The organism is Sodalis sp. RH21 (assembly GCF_047324175.1).
Taxonomy (GTDB): Bacteria; Pseudomonadota; Gammaproteobacteria; order Enterobacterales; family Enterobacteriaceae; genus Acerihabitans.
On sequence record NZ_CP178732.1, the window covers coordinates 3,199,523 to 3,217,561 of the forward strand.

Genomic DNA, 18,039 nt, shown 5'->3' on the forward strand with positions numbered 1-18,039 from the left:
GCGGGTCGCGGTTCAGATGAAAAAGTTGCCTAATACCAGTAATGAAACCGATACGTTGATCGCGCCGCCGATACGTGTGGCGATTTGGGCAAACGGCATCAGCGCCATACGGTTGCCGGCCGTCAGGATAGCCACGTCGCCGGTGCCGCCCTGCCCGCTCTGGCAACAGGAGACGATGGCCACATCGATGGGATGCATGCCGATTTTTTTACCCACCAGAAACCCGGTGCCGACCAGCGTGCCGACGGTGCTGACAATCACCAGCAGATTGGAGAAGGTAAAGGCGTTGACCAGTTCCTGCCAGGGCGTGATGGCCACGCCGACGGCAAACAGGATGGGATAGGTCACCGAGGTCTGGAAAAATTTGTAAACCACCTGGGAGCCTTCGAGCATCTTGGGCGAAACGCCGTGGGCCAGCTTGATCAGCACCGCGATAAACAGCATGCCCACCGGCGCCGGTAAACCGATAAGCTTATTGCCCAGCATGCCCACCATATACAGCAGCACCGCCAGCAGCGCGCCGGCCGCGATGGTAGTGACATCGGTTTTGCCGCTGGCGACCTGCGTGAGTTCACCGGCGGGTTCCTGCCGTTCGCCGGGTTTGGCGGGCATTAAATTACCTTCGCCGGTCAGGTGCGGATAGCGCTTGCCCAGGCGATTAAGGCAGCCGGCGATGATAATGGCGGTCAAACCGCCGAGCATGACGATGGGCAAAATCCGGCCCAGCGCCACGCCCTGCTCCATATGCAGCAGCGCGGCATAACCGATGGATAAGGGGATGGCGCCTTCGCCGACGCCGCCGGCCATGATGGGCAGGATCAGGAAAAAGAAGATTTGGAACGGCGGCAGTCCCAGCATCAGGCCGATACCCATGCCGACGATCATGCCGGCCGCTTCGCCGCACAGCATGGGAAAGAATATCCGCAGAAAGCCCTGGATCAGCGTGCGCCGGTTCATGCTCATAATGCTGCCGACGATAATGCAACAGATATACAAATAAAGAATATTGGTGCTCTTAAAAAACGAGGTGGTGGAAGCCACCACGACATCCGGCAATAAACCGTAATGCACCAGCGCCGAAGGAATAAAGGTGGCGCAAATCGCCGCCGCGCCCATTTTGCCCACGATCGGTAAGCGCTTGCCGAATTCACCGCAGGCGAAACCAAAGAACGCCAGCGTGGCGACCATGACCACAATATCGTTGGGCAATTTACCGCTCAGGCAATCAATGCCGATCAGCGCGCCGGCCAATAAAAACAGCGGCAGCGGAATAATACCCACTTTCCAGTTATCGAGGATATGCCACCATTTTTCTTTTAGAGATACTTTTTTTACGCCGGCCGTATCGGCCACCACAATATAACTATCGTCTGTCGTGCTCATCTTCAGCCCCCTGTTTAATTAGTGTTGAGATAATAGGGAGCGTCCGGCGGGATTTATGTGATTGCATTCAAATTTAAAAAGCTATTTTAATGGCATTTAAGGAGTTAATGGTTTTAATTATTTCATGATGCGTGGCGCTATTCAATTTACCCGATGGAAGTTTTAATGGAGTCTATGGTTTTAATGGTTTTTATTTTACCACTGGCATCATGTTAACGAACGGTAATGAAAATGTATTTTACTGAGGGTGATTAATTTAATATTATCCCGGTAAAAAATGCCAGCCGCCGTTAAGGCTGTGTTTGCGATCACACTTTACACGGCGGGCACTTACAGCTGTTTTTAATCATGATAAAATAAAAAACAGTATTTTTTTAACGGCATGGCCGGTTATTATTCTGTCGATGTGATTATGCCAGCTTTTACGCCAGTTATTATGCGAGCGACTATGCCAGATGTTATGCGGGATAAAATTTCATTTCATATAAAGCTCTTTATCAGCCTTATCATCTTTTTCTCGCTATTGCTGACATTGATCGGTATTTATTCCTACTGGGCGCTGGATAAGCAGCTGTATGCGGAAATCGGCGCGCGGGCGCAGGTTCAGGCGCGGGAGATCGCCATGATACCGTCGCTGATCGATGCGGTGAAAGCGCAGGATAAAGGCGCCATTACCGAACTGATGGATAAATTAACCCAGCGCAGCGACGCCAGTTATATTGTTATCGGCGATCGGCAGGGCGTGCATCTCTACCATTCCCGTTATCCCGAGCAGGTGGGGAAATCAATGGTCGGGGGCGATAACAGCGAAGTCCTGGCGGGGAAAAACATTATCTCCATCCGCAAAGGCGGATTGGGAATATCCCTGCGCAGCAAAGCGCCCATATTCGACCAGCAAAACAATGTGATCGGTATTGTTTCTATCGGTTATCTAAAAACGCATATTGACAACCTCAGCACGGGTAAATTATTAAATATCATGGCGGTGGCCCTGCTGCTGTTATTAGCGCTATTCATCTTTTCATGGTGGTTTTCCAACACTATGAAGAAGCAAATGTTTTTCCTTGAGCCCCGCGAAATCGGTTTATTGGTCCGGCAGCAAAAAGCGTTATTGGAATCCATTTTCGAAGGGGTGATTGCCATTGATAAAGAATATCGCATCGCCGAAATCAACCATGCGGCCAAATCATTTTTATCCTTGACCCTGTCCTCGCGGCAATTGCGCGGCAGCCCGCTGGCGGCGGTGATAAAACCGGTCGCCTTCTTTGATGAACGGACCATGCTGGCCGGCGATACCCATGATGAAATTTGCCTGTTTAATCAGGTTACGGTGATTGCCAGCCGGGTACGGATAATGCTGGAAGATAAGCTGCAAGGCTGGGTGATCAGTTTTCGCGATCAGCGCGATATCGACAGTCTGAATATTCAATTAAGCCAGGTGAAACGCTATGCGGATAACCTGCGCATCCTGCGCCATGAGCAGTTGAATTGGACCGCCGCCCTGGCGGGTTTGCTGCATATGAAACGCTACGATGAGGCGATCCATTATATCGAAGCGCAATCGGAAAGCGCCCAGGAAGTGCTGGATTTCGTCTCCGCGCGGTTTTGCTCGCCTACCCTTTGCGGCCTGCTGCTGGGTAAATATGCCAGCGCGCGCGAGAAGGGCGTGGAATTGCTGTTCGATCCGGCCTGCGTCCTGGACCAGATCCCCCCTCGCCTGCGGGAAACCGAATTGATGTCGATTATCGGCAATCTGCTGGATAACGCCATCGAGGCCACCCTGCAGCGCGAAGGCGAACGTTATCCTATCGACGTATATATCGTCGGCGGCCACCGGGAAGTGGTGATCGAAATCGCCGATCGGGGCATCGGCATCGCCGCCGGCCAACATGAGCGGATTTTTCAACTGGGCGTGACGTCCAAAACCTGCGGCGATCACGGTTTGGGCCTGCATCTGGTCGCCAGCTATGTCAATCACGCCGGTGGGACGATCGAAGTCAATGCCAACCAACCGTCTGGGACGATATTTTCCGTATTTATTCCCGTCATCGGCCACGACACCGGCGCCGAGGGCAACAACCCGGAAGACCCTGATTATGCAACCTGAAATTTTTGACGTGCTGATAGTTGAAGATGAAAGTTCGCTGGCGCGGCTGCATGCCGATTTTATCGATAACCACGACAAGCTGAGACTGGTGGGCATCGCAGGGACGTTAAAGGCGGCGCGCGAACAATTGCGGCTCAAGCACCCGCGGCTGATACTACTGGATAATTATCTGCCGGACGGCCAGGGCATTTCGCTGCTCGAAGGAGAACTGCTGCGGGGATTCGACTGTTCGGTGATTTTTATTACCGCCGCCAGCGATATGAATACCTGTAGCCAGGCCATCCGCTGCGGGGCGTTTGATTATATTCTCAAGCCCATCTCCTGGAAGCGGTTGCAGCAATCCCTGGAGCGGTTTATTCAATTCGCCCTGACCCAGCGCGCCTTTAAAGTGGTGGATCAGCAAAACGTCGATATCCTCTATCAGCTGCAGTCCAAAAGCTTCAGCCAGGAAGCCAGCGGCAAAGGCATCGAAGAAAATACCCTGGGCATGATAAAACAGATTTTTACCGCGGATAATGGCGGCCTGCATTCGGTGGACGATATCGTCAGCCAGACCGGTCTGAGCAAAACCACCGCCCGCCGCTATCTGGAATATTGCGTTGAAACCGGGTTTTTAAGCGTGGAGATGCGCTACGGCAATATCGGCCATCCGCGCAGGTTATATCGCCGGACCCCGCCGGCGTCGTGAGGACGCCGGCGGGCCGGTAACACGGGCTTACAGCAGTTCGGTTTGCGCCTCCACCACCGCCAGGGCCACCATATTGAGAATGCGCCGCACCGATGCGACCGGCGTCAGGATATGCACCGGTTTCGCCACCCCCATCAGCACCGGTCCGACGGTTACCCCTTCGGACGAGGACACCCGCAGCAGATTGTAGCTAATGCGCGCGGCTTCCATATTCGGCATGATCAGGATATTGGCGGCGCCCTTCAGGGGGCTGTCCGGCATCAGGTCGCGCCGAATGCTTTCCACCAGCGCCGCATCGCCGTGCATTTCGCCGTCGATTTCCAGCTCGGGGGCCATTTTATTGACCAGTTCAAGGGTCTTGCGCATTTTGCGCGCCGCCGGACCGCTGGAGCTGCCGAAGCTGGAATGGGATAACAGCGCGACTTTGGGTTCGATACCAAAACGCCGCACCGTTTCAGCCGCCATCAGGGTGATCTCGGCCAGCTGTTCCGGCGTGGGATCGTCGTTGACATAGGTATCGGCAATAAAGGTGTTGCCGCTGGGCAGCAGCAGCGCGTTCATCGCCCCGGCGACGTGCACCCCCTCGCGATAGCCGAAGACCGATTCCACCACGGCGAAATGTTCCTGATAGCTGCCGACGGTGCCGCAGATCATGGCATCGGCTTCGCCGCGCCGCACCATAATGGCCGCGATCAGCGACGGGTTGCCGATCAGGCGCCGCTGCGCCTGCTCCGGCGATACCCCCTGGCGTTTCATGATTTGGTAATATTCGCCCCAATACTCTTTAAACCGCGGATCGGATTCGTTATTGACCACTTCAAAATCTTTGCCGGCCACGATGTGCAAGCCCAGCTTTTGCAACCGCATCTCAATGACGCTCGGCCGGCCGATCAGGATCGGTTTGGCCAGCTTAAGGGAAACCATCTCCTGGGTGGCGCGCAAGATGCGCTCTTCTTCCCCTTCCGCCAGCACCACGCGTTTCAGCTGTTTGCGCGCCTGGGAGAAAATGGGCCGCATAAACAGGTTGGTTTTATAAACAAACTCGGTCAGTTTTTCGGTATAGGCATCGAAATCCTCGATGGGCCGCGTGGCCACCCCGGAGTCCATGGCCGCCTTCGCCACGGCCGGGGCGATTTTGACGATCAGCCGGGGATCGAACGGTTTGGGGATCAGATAGTCCGGCCCGAAGGACAAATCCTGCTCCTCATAGGCGGAGGCCACCACGTCGCTTTGTTCGGCCAGGGCCAGATCGGCGATGGCGCGCACACAGGCCAGCTTCATCTCTTCGTTAATGGTGGTCGCGCCCACATCCAGCGCCCCGCGGAAAATAAACGGGAAACACAGCACGTTGTTGACCTGATTGGGATAATCGGACCGGCCGGTGCAAATAATGGCGTCGGGACGCACCGCCTTGGCCAGCGGCGGCAGAATTTCCGGCTCGGGGTTGGCCAGCGCCAGGATCAGCGGTTTGCTGCCCATGGTTTTGACCATGGCCTGGGTCAGCACGCCGGGACCGGAACATCCCAAAAAGATATCCGCGCCGGGGATGGCGTCGGCCAGGCTGCGCATGCCGTTGTCTTCAATGGCATAGGCGGCCTTGGTTTCCGCCATATTCTCTTCGCGTCCCTGGAAAATGACGCCGCGCGAATCGCATACGATGATATTGCGGCGCTGCAACCCCAGCGCCACCAGCAAATTCAGGCAGGCGATGGATGCGGCGCCGGCGCCGGAGACCACCAGGCGCACGTCGCTCATGTTTTTTTCCACTACCCGCAGGCCGTTGAGCACCGCGGCGGTACAGATAATGGCGGTGCCGTGCTGATCGTCATGGAAGACCGGGATCTTCATGCGCTCGCGCAGTTTTTTCTCGATATAAAAGCATTCCGGCGCTTTGATATCTTCCAGGTTGATGCCGCCGAAGGTGGGTTCCAGCGCGGCAATCACGTCGATAAGCTTGTCGGGGTCCAGTTCGTCCACTTCAATATCGAATACGTCGATTCCGGAGAACTTCTTAAACAGCACGCCTTTGCCTTCCATCACCGGCTTACCCGCCAGCGCACCGATATTGCCTAGCCCCAGTACCGCGGTACCGTTGGATATCACGGCCACCAGATTACCGCGCGCGGTATATTTAAACGCGGCCAACGGGTCCGCCGCAATCTCCAGGCAAGGCGCGGCCACGCCAGGAGAATAAGCCAGGGCCAGATCGTGCTGGGTTGCCAACGGCTTGGTGGGGGAAACCTGAATTTTTCCCGGCTGCGGGAATTGATGGAAATCCAGGGCGCTTTGTTTTAGCTGTTCGTCCATTGTAGGGTTCCTTATAGCTTTTTAGGACTTATACAGGAGTGGTTCATCATTACGTCACCACCAGTATAAAGAGCGCGCGCGGGCAAACTATGAAGCCGGGCATAGTCTGCATAAGATTGTGTGACAAATCTCACGTCCGGCAACATTAAGGGCCGGATGCTGAATTTTGGTACGTCCCCGGCCCGGACGCCCCCCTGGCCCGCGGTGGCGCTTTATGCTATTACAGGTAGCGCGCAGGACGTTCGCCCACCGGAATTTGAGGAACCCATCATGACACCACTCGTGGTTTTGGCAGCAGGCAGCCTGCGCCCCGCCCTGACGCCGCTGCTGGCGGCCTACGGCGCCGCGACCGGCCGGCGGATAGAAGTGATATTCGGCCCCGCCGGCCTGCTGCGCCAGCGCATCGAGGCCGGGGAGGCCTGCGATCTGTTCGCCAGCGCCAATGCCGAACATCCCGCGCGGCTGCTGGCGGCCGGGCTGGCGCTGGCCGTCATGCCCTTTGCGCAAAACCGGCTGTGCCTGACGGTGCGCAATACCCCGGCGACCCGGCAGGCCGACTGGCTGGCATTGCTGCGCGATACCGGGTTGATTCTGGCGACGTCCACGCCCGGCAGCGATCCTTCCGGCGATTATGCCTGGCAGCTTTTCGACCGGCTCGCCCCGCTCCTGACCGGCGGCGCGGAAGATCTCAAAGCGCGGGCCAGGCCGCTGGTGGGCGGCCGGGATACGCCGCCGATCCCGGCCGGCGAATTGGCGGCCGGCTGGTTGATTCATCAGGGAATGGCCGATGTATTTATCGGCTATGCGCACTACGCTGCGCGCCTGGCCCAGGACCCGGCCCTGCGGGTGGTGGAGATCCCCGAGGCCTATAATATACGCGCCGTATACGCGCTGGCGGTGCGCGCGCGCCGGGCCGACCCGCTGGCGGCGTTTATCTTGGGGAAGGACGGACAGGATTTCCTGCGCCGAGCGGGTTTTGCGCCCATCGACGGCTAAGCGCCGCCGGAGGCGTTATCCTGCTCCGTCAAGTCAAACAGCGGGGCCAGCACCGGGTACCGGCGCCCCTGATGATCCACGTCCAGGCGTTTTACCACCATAGCATAGGCCCGTTGCAGGTTGGGTTCGTTGAGCACCCGGTCCGTGGCGCCGAACAGCCACTGCCGCCCCGGCAGCAGCAGCAGGGTTTTATCCGCCAGCAGCGCCGCGTGGGACGGATCGTGGGTGGTAAACAATACGCTGATCCCCTGTTGGCGGGCCAGGCGGTAAATCAGCCGCATCACCGCTTGCTGATTGGCTAAATCCAGGGCGGCGGTCGGTTCATCCAGGATCAGGATCTCGCCGCGGGTCGCCAGCGCCCTGGCAATCAGCACCAACTGGCGCTGCCCGCCGGAGAGGGTATGAAACGGCCGGCCCGCCAGCGAGCCGATATTCAGGGCGGACAGCGCCGCGCGCGCGATCTCTTCATCCCGCGCCGTGGGCATGCGCAGCAGGCCCACGCTGCCCGCCCGCCCCATCAATACAATATCGAACACCCGGTAGGCAAAGGTGGGGGTAAAACTTTGCGGCACAAATCCCAGGCCGCCCGCGCAATGCACCTCGCCGCCCAAAGCGGGCAAAATGCCCGTCAGGGTATGTAAAAGCGTGGTTTTGCCGCATCCGTTGGCCCCCAGCACCGCGCATATCTCGCCCCGGGCGCAGGTAAAGGTCAGGGGCTCGAACAAGGCGTCGTGATGGCCATATTCCAGCCGCCGGGCACAAAGCGCATTTTCCGTCATGATTTTTTCCCGCGCGCATCGAGGAACAATAGCCACGCAAATAGCGGCGCGCCGAGCAGCGCGGTGATGATGCCCAAGGGAATCTCGGCCTGGCTCAGCAAACGCGCCAAATCGTCCACCAGCACCATAAATCCGGCGCCCAGCCAAAAGGCGGCCGGCAGCAAGCGCCGGTGATCCGCGCCGACCAGTATCCTGGCCAGATGGGGGATCACCAGGCCGATCCAGCCGATGCTGCCGCTGACCGCCACCTGGGCCGCCACCAGCACCGCGCATAATACCAGGACCCACCGGCGGACATTCACCAGCGTTATGCCCAGCGAGGCGGCGTCGTCGTCCCCCAGCGAGAGGATATTGATGTGCCAGCGCAGGCGATAAAGTACGCCGCCGGCCGCCAGCAGCGGCAGCGCCAGCATGGAAAACTTATGCCAGTTGGCGGTGGCGAAACTGCCCAATAGCCAAAATACGATGCTCGGCAGTTTTTCCTCGGTGTCGGCCAGATATTGCAACAGGCTGACCAGGGCGGAAAAAAAACCGCTCAGGATAATGCCCGCCAGAATCAACATCAGCCGGTTATCCCGGCCCAGCGTGGCGGCAATGCCGTATACCAGCGCCAGCGCCAGCAGCCCGAAGGCAAAAGTGGAACCCATCAGCGCCAGCGTCGGCAGGCCGAGCAAAATCGCCAGCGTGCCGCCAAAAGCGGCGCCGGCGCTGACGCCGATAATATGGGGGTCCACCAGGGGGTTATGAAACATGCCTTGCAACGCGCCGCCGCACAGCGCCAGCGCCCCGCCCGCCAGGCAGGCGGTCAGGACCCGCGGCATCCGCACCAGCCAGATAATACGGTACTCCAGCGAGTCTTGCCGCCAGGGAGCGCCCAGCACCGCCAGCACCCGCGCGGGGGATAGGGTAAACTGCCCCAATCCCAGCGATAGCAGCGCGATAACCAGCGTCAGCGCCGCCAGCAGCCGGGTGATCTGGAGCGCCCGGCGATCGGGATCACTCGCCATCGGCGCGGGGTTGCCAGGCTACCCGGTAAAAACGCCGATAATAGTCATTGGCCTGCCGTTGCATATCGATATCGGTAAAACGATCGGGATAGAGTTTTTTCGCCATCCACAGCTCGCCGATGGCCAGGGCTTCCGGCATGGGGTAACCCCAGGCTTTGGCGTATTCGGGCATCAAATACACCCGGTGATGTTTTACCGCGTCGATGCCTTGCCACGCGGGATCGGCCGCGATCTGCTTCACCACCTCGGGATAGCGATCCTGCACAAAGATCGCCTGCGGGTTCCAGGCCAGCACCTGCTCCAGCGATACCTGCTTAAAGCCGTCGATGGTGGCGGCGGCGACGTTCAGCGCGCCGGCATGTTGCATCATCAGGCCGGTATATTTACCCGAGCCGTAGGTGGTCAAATCCGGGTTGGCCATATAGGTGCGTATGCGCCGCTCCGCGGGTATATCCTTTAGCCGGGACGCCACCTGCGCGCGGGCGCTGAACGTATAGTCAATCAGCGCCTCGCCCTGCGGCTCGCGGTTCACCACCGCGGCAATCAGCTTGATGCCTTGGCGCAGGCCCTCGTTGTAGGCCTGCTCCTCATCGGCCATTACGGGATTGAGCTTATCCTGCTGGCCCGGTTTATCCTGGCGCAGCGACACCGCGATCACCGCGATGCCGGCCGCTTCAATCTGCTTAATCATCTCCGGCGGGGCATAGTTGGCCACGAATACCACCTGCGGATGCTCGGCCAGCAGGCTTTCGATATTCACCTGGGTCAAATCGCCGGGCATCGGCAAGGTTGCCAGCCGGGGGGCGAAACGCGCGAAATCCGGCCCCAACTGTTTTTTCCAGCTCGACAACAGGCCGACCACATCATCGGCGGCGTCCAATTGAACCAGTAAATTCAGCGTTTGATGCTGCAACACCACCACCCGGTCCACCCGGTCGGGAAGCGTAACGCTGCGTCCCAGTTGGTCGGTCAGGGTGCGGTCCGCGGACGCGGCGAAGCTGGTGATTAACAGGGTAAGGCATAAGGCAAACCAAGACGTGCGGGAACGTACGGCTAACAGAGACATGGTTGATCGCTTAAGGAAGGGGGAGAAATCGATATATACATTAATATATAGCGACCTATCCCCCATAACAATAGCCATACGCCGGCAGCGGTGATTTTTATCCCGGGGATTAATAAAGGCGGGCTACGCGGGGCGTTGCGCCCCGCGCTATGGTCGCTTAAAGCGCTACGACCAGCGTTTTAATAAAACGCTGGCGTTGACGCCGCCAAAACCGAACCCGTTGGAAATGGCATAGGTCATCGCCAGCTTTTCCGGTTCGCCGCGCACAAAATGCAGGCCTGCCGCCGCCGGGTCGGGATTTTCCAGGTTCAGGGTAGCCGGCACGATTTGATCGCGCAGGGCCAGCGCCGTAAAGATGGCTTCCAGGCCGCCGGCCGCTCCCAGCAGATGTCCGGTGGCCGATTTGGTGGAGGTGATGGCCACGTCGCTATAACTGCCGAACAGATGTTTGATGGCGTTGATTTCGCCCAAGTCGCCCACCGGCGTGGAAGTCGCGTGGGCGTTGAGGTGCTGTACCTGATCCGGGGTGATATTGCCCTGGCGCAGCGCGATTTTCATGGCGCGGTAAGCGCCGTCGCCGTCTTCCGCCCCCGAGGTCATATGGTAGGCATCCGCCGTGGTGCCGTAACCGATAATCTCGGCCAGGGGCTTGGCGCCGCGCGCCCGGGCGTGATCCAAGGTTTCAATCACCAGCAGTCCGGCGCCCTCTCCCATGACAAAACCATCGCGATCCCGGTCGAACGGCCGCGAGGCGGTCGCCGGAGCATCGTTAAAATGGGTGGAGATCGCCCTGGCGGCGGCGAAGCCCCCCAAACTGACGGTATCGATAGCGGCTTCGGCGCCGCCGCATAACGCGATATCCGCCTCATTGTTGCGGATCATGCGCACCGCGTCGCCGATGGCCTGCACGCCGGCGGCGCAGGCGGTGACCGGCGCGCCGATCGGCCCTTTGAACTGATATTTAATCGACACATGCCCCGCGGCCAGATTGGCCAGAAACGAGGGGATGGTAAACGGCGATAAACGGCCCGGCCCGCGGTTATCCGAGGTACGTACCGCATTGGCGATGGCCGGGAATCCGCCGATGCCGGTGGCGATGACGGTGGCGGTGCGATCTTGCCGTTCTTCGGTATCCGCCGACCAGCCGGCCTGGCGCAGGGCCTCATCGGCCGCAGCCATGGCGAACAGGATAAACCGGTCCATTTTCTTCTGGTCTTTCGGCGGGACGAAACGCTCCGGATAAAGGCCGCCTTCGGGGTCTTGTTCCGGGGTTGGCACCTGGCCGCCGACTTTCACCGACAGCTGTGCAACCATCGCTTCCGGCAGGGGGCGAATCCCGGATTGGCCCGCCAGCAGGCGCTGCCAAATGGTTTCAACGCCACAGCCTAAAGGCGAAACCGCGCCCATGCCGGTAATTACAATTCGACGGTTACTCATAATGATTCCTTGTGCGGATTTGCTTCATGTTGGTTTTGCATTTCCCGTATCTGGTTCAGCCGGCGCTTGGCGCCGGGGCCGGCGGCAATCGCCACGTTAAAATGGGGTAGCGGTTCATGGGTATGCCGATCGAGCAGAACCGGCATCACCGGTGTTCCGCATTGGCGACTGACCGGCTGGACGGCGATATCGCCTGCGTTCAGGGACGGATTGTCCCCTGGCATCGGCGTTATCAACACCGGAAAAAAAGACTTGCCGCGTTCGGTAAGCAGGCACTCAAACCGCTGCGGGCGGGTATTAACGGCGCTGTTGTACATTATGCCGCGCTTTACCGGCGACTTAAGTCGACGGTTCAGCATAGTGGGCGACAGGCCGTCGCGCCAAAATGCGTTGTTTGCATGGTTAAGCCAATCTCGCTGCCGATAGTCAAATACCCGCTGGTCCACAACTGCCGTAAACAATAACTACTATGATGGTAGTAACATCAGGCTGCTACTCTAGCTTACAAGTGTACGCTGAACAAGTCCGATCAGTATAAGTATGCCGCGCTCCGGCGCGGTACCGGCGCATGCATAGCGGTTTGTGCTCAAGGCGCCGTCTTTTGTGGTTTTTATCGCTGTTTGGTTTTTTTTACCGCTTTAATAACCCTTTGCCGGCACAGCCCTGGTTTATACTTGCGGGAAACGGGTCATTACTCAAGAAAGACGATATTCCAATACTCAAGAAGTTTTCACCTATCCTGCCTTATCAGGACGGGGGGTAATTTTATGCCGCAGCAAAAAAATATAAAACCGTAATAGTATCGGCGAAGAAATTACGCCGGCAGGGAGAACTGCTATGCTCTATTTAATTGATAGCCGCGTGTTATTTAATACCGACGAATATCAACTATCCTTATTAAATAAGGACGAATCGGCCATCCGGCTTTCTCATTCCGCCGGCCGGGTATTAGAGGCGCTGATTATTGCACATGGCGCCGGCGCGCCGGTGAGCCGCGAAACGCTATTTGAACAAGTATGGGAAAAACAGGGTCTCCAGCCCTCCAATGGTAATTTAAATCAACAGGTCAGTCTCATTAGAAAAGCGCTGCTGGCTGCGGGATTAGAGGCCTCGGCCATCGTCACCCTGCCCAAACGCGGCCTGAAACTAAACGAGCGGTTAACTATCGCGCCTTATGGGGATCGCGCCGAATCCGCGGCGCCGCGGGCGGCGATAACCGAGGCCGTTCCCGCCGATAAACCCGTCCCCGCCACGGCGCGGTTCAATCCGGAAATATTGCGTAATGTTATATTGATTATTACCGCCGTTATTACGCTGTTGATGATTTATTTTTATTTAACGGTAGCGGATAAGCAGCAATTAATTTTTTTCCGCAAAATTAACGCTTGCGATGTTTATACCCTGCGTCCGGTAAATGAAGGGGAACAAGAAAATCTGGCGACCGATATTCAACGGACCATGATAGGAAATATCGAGCAATGCAATGATCGTGACGTAGTGTTGTTTTCCAGGACCGCCGTGACTAACCCCAGGGTCAAAGAGAATCTTAATCGCCGCACTTTTTTGGCCAAATGCGCGAGGGACGCCCGCGGCGCCTTGTCGGATTGCCTGAACTTCTACTTTTACAATTGGGGCGAGCAATGAAAAAAATGACCATCGCCATGGCCCTGTGCCTGATTTCCATTACCCTCTTTTACCTGAAAAGCGACCGCGCCCGTTTTTCGGGTTTCCACTGTTCCGGCCTGATGGTCCACCGGGCGAATAGCCCGCAAGGCGGTTTTACCTATACGGTGGACGCAAAAATGTACTTTACCGGCGGCCGGGAGGGTTTTTACGCCCTTAACGGCACGTTCGCCCATAACGGCCAAACCTATAACTTGCACCGCACGCGTTTTTTCACCTTCCGGCAGAAAAACCGCCAGGGCTTGTATGAAATCACCATTACCCGGGAGATTGTTTCGCCCCTGGATAATCTGCCGGCCACGGTGGCCAGCCCGATCCTGCTGCCGGTGGGCGAATCCATTTTACCCAGCTTCAGGCGCATTGATGACGGCGCGATTCTGGTGAGCATTTTTTATTCGCCCTTTTTCATTTGCGCCAAAGACTAACGCCTATTCGCCGGCAAATTTTGACTATCCGCAAGAATCGATAATACTTTACGGATGCTTATCCGATGGCCTTGATGAGAGACGCTGACGTCGCGGGGTCAACCTGTTCCGTGGTCCAGAGATGCACTAGTCTTTATGCGAAAAGCCCGCCCCAGCGGTTCCACCCAGCAGCACAATCCGGCGGCCTCGGTATATGGCGGCCACCGTTTTTCTTTAATCGCCGAGCTTGGCGCGGCCGCCGCGCTGCTGATTGTCGCCCTGATCGCCGTCAACGGCTGGCATGTCTGGCACACCTACCACCTGGCCCTGGAGCGATCGCGGGCCAATACCCAGAATCTGACGCAGGCCTTATCCCAGCACGCCAGCGACACTTTTGCGCAGGCCGAATCCACCCTGCAAGAGCTGGCGGGGCAAATCAACCAGTGGGGAATGGGTAACGATCAATTACCCCGCTTGCAGCGTATTTTCCAGGAAAAGACCCAGGCCCTGGCGCAGATTAACGCCATATCGCTGTTTGATGCGACGGGGCGGATGATCGTGACGGCGGCGAACCGGTTGCCGCCGTCCAAGGATTATTCCGATCGGGAATATTTTCAGTATCACCGCGATCATCCGCAATTAACGGTGCATATCGGCAAAGTCATCAGAAGCCGGATGTCCAACGATTTGGTATTGCCCATTTCCCGGCGCCTGAATCATCCCGACGGCAGTTTTGCCGGCGTGCTGCTGGAAAGCGTAATGATTAATCATTTCCGTAATTTTTATACCAAATTCGAGATCGACGACGATTCGACTTTAATGATGCTGCTCAATAACGGCACCATACTCTACCGGCAACCTTATAATGAAAAAGCCATCGGCACCACGATCGCCGGTTCCGACCTGTATAAAGAAAATATCAGGCAAAACCACGCCGGCATCGTGACCAGTTCCCTGGCCGCCGACCAGCGGCAGAACGTATATAGCTTTACCCATCTCAAGGATTTTCCGGTCATCATCACTACCGGCCTATCCCTCGATCGCTCATTGTTGGACTGGCGGCGGGATGCCATCAGCCAAGGGGTCATCACCCTGATTTTCGTGACGCTGATTGCCCTGACCGGTTTGCTGCTGATACGCCAGGTGCGGGCTCGAATGCATATTGAACTGGAGTTGATCCGCACCCAGCAGGAGCTGCGCAAACTCAACCGCTCGCTGGAGAAATTGGCGCGATCGGACGGCCTTACCGGGCTGTATAACCGGCGGCATTTCGATTTAACCCTGGCCCATGAATTTAATCGTGCGCTGCAACAGCATCAGGATCTGGGGCTGATTCTGCTGGATGTGGATTATTTCAAGCAGTTTAACGATCTCTACGGCCATGTGGCCGGCGACGAGTGTTTAAAATTGATTGGTAAAACCCTGCGCGAGCTGCCCTTGCGCGCGCGGGATCTGGTGGCGCGCTACGGCGGCGAGGAGTTCATCGTGCTGTTGCCCGACACCGATCTCGCCGGCACCCTGGCGGTGGCGCAGCGCATTGTCCGGGAAGTCGAGCAACTGCGGGTTCCCCACCAAAGCAGCCCAACCGGCATTTTGACGCTGAGCATCGGCGTATTTGTCGGCGTGCCGCGGCCCGATCGGGACACGCCGTCCAAGCTTATCGTCAAGGCGGATGCGGCGCTGTATCAAGCCAAGCACCAGGGGCGTAACCAGATTTGCGTGGCCGGATAACGGCGCGTCAAATACCGCTGAACCAATTATAACCCTGATCCTCCCAGTAGCCGCCGGGATTGGTATTCCCCACCGAGATCGATACGATATGCTTGGCGTTTTTGAACCCCAGCTTGGTTGGCACCCGTAATCGCAGGGGGAAGCCATAGGAATCCGGCAGGGTTTTTCCGGCGAAATCCAGCGCCAGGGTAGTTTGCGGATGCAGCGCGGTGGCCATATCGATACTGGAGTAATAACGATCGGCACAGCGAAAACCGACAAATCCGGCGCGCAGGTCCGCGCCTATGTGCTGCAAAAAGGTGCGCAGCGGCACCCCGCTCCACTGGCCGATGGCGCTCCACCCTTCAATGCAAATCAGCCGGGTGATTTGACTTTGCTGCGGCAAGGACTGCAGCCTCGCCAGCGTCCAGGGACGCTTATCGGCCACCTGCCCCGAGACTTCAAGCCGGTAGGTGGCGAGATCGATTTCCGGCACATTATCTTCCGGGTAAAACGCGTTAAACGGAAACGGTTTGGTCATCTGATCGGGACGGTACGTCTGCGCCAGGCGCTGGCCGCTAAATAACCAGCCCTGCACCCGGTCGTTCCAGCGCGACATGGCCCATAAGACTTTATCCACTTCATCCCCGTCTTGCATATTGCAACCGCTGAGCAGGGTCAGCGCCCCGAGCGTCAGGCCGGAACGCAGCAGCAGGCGCCGCTGAAGGCGCACCAGCTGCTTTTGCTGGGCGGGTTCCAATTTAACGGCGGTTTTGGCCCCGGACCGGCCGGATTGCTTGCCGTTATCGTTGTTATTCATCATTCGTTTCCCGCAGTCCGCGGCGCGCATGCGCCGACAGATGGCCGGTAATCATCTGTAAAAACGTCGAGGGAACCATCAGCACCATCGCCACGTGCACCACCACGAATATACCGATGCCGCTCATCGCGAAAAAATGGACATAACGCGCCCGGTCAAAACCGCCGAACAGCGCCACCAAATACTGTAACTGCACGGGTTTCCAAATCGACAGGCCGGAGAGGATCAGCAGCAGGCCGCACAGCAAGGCGAACAGATAAAACGCTTTTTGCACGGCGTTGTAGCGCCCCAGTTGGTGTTCGAGGCGCAGGGTCAGCGCGAGTTTGACATCCGTCAGCACCGAGCGCGGCGTGACCGGCAGGAAATCGCGGCGAAAATGGCCGCTGAACAGGCCCCAGACCACATATAGCAGCGCGTTGGCCGCCAGCGCCCACATCACCGCCAGATGCCAGGCGATGGAGCCGCCCAGCCAGCCCCCCAGCGTCAAGGCGGTGGGGAACGTAAAACCAAACAGCGGCGATGCGTTATATATTCCCCAGCCGCTCATAAACATCCCGCACATGATGGGCAGATTCAACCAGTGGGTGATGCGCACCGGCGCCCGATGCAGCTTGATTTCAGGTGCCCGGGCAGCAGATTTTTTCACAGGCGCTCCTTATTGGTACGCAGAGGAAGTACGCACATGGCTCTGGCGAGGCCAACGCGGCGGAGGCCGGTATATCTCCCAGCCGCCCGCCGCTTGCGATGTCGTCGGGCTTACATGGGGGGGATCGTGCCGTTGACGCCGGCGATGACCCGTCCTGCTACCGCGGGCTCAGAACCGCCCGGCGCCGGGAAAACGATGACATGCGCACCCGTTTTTAATAAAGAGCGATCGCCAGGTGACAACGTCACAATGGGCACATCTTCCGGCACGACGACCTTTTTCTCCCCGTTCTGGTACTTCACGGTCATGGTGCGGCCGTTGGCGTTAACCAAGGTGCCGACGGTGCCGTTGGTCATGGTGCCCACTTTGCCGTCCGCGCCCTGCCACGGCCGGAATCCTTCGCCCGAGCCGCGTAGCGACGGGTCGAACACATGCACTTCCAGCGCTTTCAGGGTGCCGTCCGGCTGCGGCGCCGCCGCGGTGCCGATGAAACTATCGGGTTTTATATCGGTGATTTTACCCTGCGCCACCGCCGTAAAGGTGGTCTGATCGCCGAGCGTGAAGTCGCGTTTTTCACCTTTGCGATCGGTCAGCTCCAACTGCGCGCCGTTCACCTGGGTTATGGTACCACGCACCGCCGCCGGCGGTTTGGCCGGCGCGTCCGCCGCCCTGGCCGCGAAACCACCGAGCGTGAGCGCGCCCATCAATAGGCCGGTTACTATTCGTTGTTTGGTCATTTCCCTCTCCTGTTATCGATCTGTCCGGTCGCCGATGCGCCGGGTATAACAACCGTGACGCTTTTCTCTAGCATTACGCGCCGTTAACGTTCTTAGCTTGGCAAATCGACCCGGTCCGCCGGATGACCATTTGATGACAATATTGTCATCAAAACCCCCGTGGCGACCTGCTACACTGGTATCCTGGCCCGCACCGCACCGGGTTAACGGCGAGGTAACGGCGCTTATTGCGCTATGCTGACAATCCCAGGCCGAAAATAAGGACCCGC

The 18,039-nt window shown here is 57.9% G+C and carries 16 protein-coding genes; 6 read left to right on the plus strand and 10 right to left on the minus strand.

Translation table 11 applies throughout. The features are described 5' to 3' along the window. Positions 1-12: 12 nt before the first annotated feature. Entirely contained in the window at positions 13-1,383 is a 1,371-nt protein-coding gene (locus ACL2XP_RS14690) for a 2-hydroxycarboxylate transporter family protein (protein ID WP_413733518.1), read from the minus strand. Between the two features lie 460 nt (positions 1,384-1,843). On the opposite strand from ACL2XP_RS14690, the gene ACL2XP_RS14695 reads away from it, so the two are divergent. Together ACL2XP_RS14695 and ACL2XP_RS14700 are read left to right on the plus strand one after the other, a co-directional pair. Continuing rightward, positions 1,844-3,490: an ATP-binding protein gene (locus ACL2XP_RS14695; RefSeq protein ID WP_413739168.1), complete on the plus strand. Its 1,647-nt coding sequence runs from the start codon at positions 1,844-1,846 to the stop codon at positions 3,488-3,490. Next, entirely contained in the window at positions 3,480-4,178 is a 699-nt protein-coding gene (locus ACL2XP_RS14700) for a response regulator (protein ID WP_413733519.1), read from the plus strand. The genes ACL2XP_RS14695 and ACL2XP_RS14700 overlap by 11 nt, the downstream gene beginning before the upstream one ends. Before the next feature lie 27 nt (positions 4,179-4,205). On the opposite strand, the gene maeB is transcribed toward ACL2XP_RS14700, so the two are convergent. Further along, a complete protein-coding gene (maeB, locus tag ACL2XP_RS14705) occupies positions 4,206-6,485 on the minus strand; it encodes an NADP-dependent oxaloacetate-decarboxylating malate dehydrogenase (protein WP_413733520.1) in 2,280 nt (759 codons plus the stop codon). A 270-nt stretch (positions 6,486-6,755) separates the two neighbouring features. Between maeB and ACL2XP_RS14710 the strand changes: the two genes are divergently transcribed. After that, complete coding sequence (locus tag ACL2XP_RS14710) at positions 6,756-7,481, plus strand: substrate-binding domain-containing protein (protein WP_413733521.1); 726 nt, start codon at positions 6,756-6,758, stop codon at positions 7,479-7,481. Here ACL2XP_RS14710 and ACL2XP_RS14715 read toward each other — a convergent pair. The 5 genes from ACL2XP_RS14715 to ACL2XP_RS14735 form a co-directional block, all read right to left on the minus strand. Next, on the minus strand, positions 7,478-8,260 hold the full coding sequence (locus tag ACL2XP_RS14715; RefSeq protein ID WP_413733522.1) for an ABC transporter ATP-binding protein: 783 nt from the start codon (positions 8,258-8,260) through the stop codon (positions 7,478-7,480). The genes ACL2XP_RS14710 and ACL2XP_RS14715 overlap by 4 nt on opposite strands. Continuing rightward, entirely contained in the window at positions 8,257-9,267 is a 1,011-nt protein-coding gene (locus tag ACL2XP_RS14720; protein ID WP_413733523.1) for a FecCD family ABC transporter permease, read from the minus strand. The genes ACL2XP_RS14715 and ACL2XP_RS14720 overlap by 4 nt, the downstream gene beginning before the upstream one ends. Next, a complete protein-coding gene (locus ACL2XP_RS14725) occupies positions 9,257-10,333 on the minus strand; it encodes an ABC transporter substrate-binding protein (RefSeq protein WP_413733524.1) in 1,077 nt (358 codons plus the stop codon). The genes ACL2XP_RS14720 and ACL2XP_RS14725 overlap by 11 nt, the downstream gene beginning before the upstream one ends. 165 nt (positions 10,334-10,498) lie before the next feature. Then, positions 10,499-11,770 carry a beta-ketoacyl-ACP synthase II gene (fabF, locus tag ACL2XP_RS14730; protein WP_413733525.1) on the minus strand — a complete coding sequence of 424 codons (1,272 nt, stop codon included), beginning with the start codon at positions 11,768-11,770 and terminating at the stop codon, positions 10,499-10,501. Further along, positions 11,767-12,129, minus strand: coding sequence for a hypothetical protein (locus tag ACL2XP_RS14735; RefSeq protein ID WP_413733526.1), 363 nt, complete (start codon positions 12,127-12,129; stop codon positions 11,767-11,769). The genes fabF and ACL2XP_RS14735 overlap by 4 nt, the downstream gene beginning before the upstream one ends. 478 nt (positions 12,130-12,607) lie before the next feature. Between ACL2XP_RS14735 and ACL2XP_RS14740 the strand changes: the two genes are divergently transcribed. From ACL2XP_RS14740 to ACL2XP_RS14750, 3 genes are all read left to right on the plus strand, one after another. After that, positions 12,608-13,414 (plus strand): winged helix-turn-helix domain-containing protein, encoded by an 807-nt coding sequence (locus ACL2XP_RS14740; RefSeq protein WP_413733527.1) that lies wholly within the window; start codon positions 12,608-12,610, stop codon positions 13,412-13,414. Next, positions 13,411-13,878, plus strand: coding sequence for a FidL-like protein (locus tag ACL2XP_RS14745; RefSeq protein WP_413733528.1), 468 nt, complete (start codon positions 13,411-13,413; stop codon positions 13,876-13,878). The genes ACL2XP_RS14740 and ACL2XP_RS14745 overlap by 4 nt, the downstream gene beginning before the upstream one ends. Positions 13,879-14,013: 135 nt before the next feature. After that, the gene (locus tag ACL2XP_RS14750) at positions 14,014-15,588 is read left to right on the plus strand and encodes a diguanylate cyclase (RefSeq protein WP_413733529.1); all 1,575 of its coding nucleotides are present in this window, start codon (positions 14,014-14,016) and stop codon (positions 15,586-15,588) included. 7 nt (positions 15,589-15,595) lie between these two features. Here the strand turns inward: ACL2XP_RS14750 and ACL2XP_RS14755 are convergent, their stop codons facing one another. The 3 genes from ACL2XP_RS14755 to ACL2XP_RS14765 form a co-directional block, all read right to left on the minus strand. Further along, the gene (locus ACL2XP_RS14755; protein ID WP_413739169.1) at positions 15,596-16,387 is read right to left on the minus strand and encodes a molybdopterin-dependent oxidoreductase; all 792 of its coding nucleotides are present in this window, start codon (positions 16,385-16,387) and stop codon (positions 15,596-15,598) included. After that, entirely contained in the window at positions 16,380-17,033 is a 654-nt protein-coding gene (locus ACL2XP_RS14760; protein ID WP_413733530.1) for a cytochrome b/b6 domain-containing protein, read from the minus strand. Before ACL2XP_RS14760 ends, ACL2XP_RS14755 begins: the two co-directional genes overlap by 8 nt. A 110-nt stretch (positions 17,034-17,143) precedes the next feature. Continuing rightward, positions 17,144-17,770: a hypothetical protein gene (locus ACL2XP_RS14765; protein WP_413733531.1), complete on the minus strand. Its 627-nt coding sequence runs from the start codon at positions 17,768-17,770 to the stop codon at positions 17,144-17,146. Between the last annotated feature and the right edge of the window lie 269 nt (positions 17,771-18,039).